Annotated in this window: 1 protein-coding gene; it reads right to left on the bottom strand. The window is 53.1% G+C overall.

Annotated features, from left to right (window positions below):
* Positions 1-139 precede the first annotated feature (139 nt).
* On the bottom strand, positions 140-1114 hold a 975-nt coding region (locus C230_RS18775), incomplete at its 5' end, for a Mu transposase domain-containing protein (RefSeq protein ID WP_018130075.1).

Below are 1114 nucleotides of genomic sequence, written 5' to 3'. Positions count from 1 at the left end.
GCCAGAAATTCCTCGTAACTTATATCCTGCTGCATCGCCTCCTGGACATGCTCTTCGATATGTTTGCGGATCATGGGCAATTTCAATTCCTTGCTGTATTCGATGACCGCCTCCTTCCATGCTTTACGCGGTGATTGGCTCATGCCATGACCTCCTTCGACTCCAGAGTATGGGTATGAAACAGTTCGTCATACAGACGCAAATGCTGTTTCGCCTGATCGGCGATCTCCTGTGTGGTCTGCGACAGCGGCATGACAGGCGGGAGCGTTTCCCGGTTTTTCGCGCACAGGACCTTAATCTTGTCCGTCGTGACGTGGCCGGGGTGAATGCTGCACAACTCATCAATCGCCCGTTCCACCTCCGAAAGCGCTGTACCGTCACGAAGATAGAGCATTAGATCTATAAAATCTTTCTCCCGCTTGGTATAATAGGCTGCGTAAATATCTTTGATTTTGCTGTTTGCCTGCTGCAGCGCCGTGCTACCGGCTAATGCGCCAGGCTTCTTTTTTAGCGTGTCGAGATAGTGCCCCAGTTCCAGGCGCCACTCGTGCTTCCCGGTCAAGCGAACATGCTCAGCCACTTTGACCTCCTGATGGAAACATTGGATTTTGGTCGAATACGTTTTCACCAGGATCATCTGCCCGACCAAATGATCCGGCACCGAATAATGGTTCTGATCCACGACCACCGTGGCATACTTGCCCACCCTTGCGTACACTGTACGGGCTGCATCGAACATGGGCGGCAGGGCCAGCAGATGAGAGCGTTCCTGCTCCAGGCATGCCGCGGCGGATCTGCCGTCGCGAGAATCCTGGGGTTTGCCGTTCTGCTTGCTACACACTTCCAGCAGATATGCATTGGCCTCCTCCAACGTTTCGAACGTATCCCGGAAAGCGAACGCTTTTCGACGAACCACTTCTACGCTGCGCTCCACGTGGCCTTTTTCGTTACCACTGCGAACATTGCAGAACCGATGGAGGAAACCGTAGTAGATCGATAATTGCAAGAGTCCCTCTGTCGGTTCCTTCTCTGTGCCCACAAAGCGTTTCACGGCCACTTTCATGTTGTCGTAGACCATGGTTTGGAATACGCCTCCGACCTCTTGAAAGAACCG

Source organism: Effusibacillus pohliae DSM 22757 (assembly GCF_000376225.1).
Taxonomy (GTDB): domain Bacteria; phylum Bacillota; class Bacilli; order Tumebacillales; family Effusibacillaceae; genus Effusibacillus; species Effusibacillus pohliae.
The sequence above is the reverse complement of the archived record's forward strand: the minus strand, read 5'-3'. Positions and strand labels throughout refer to the sequence as shown.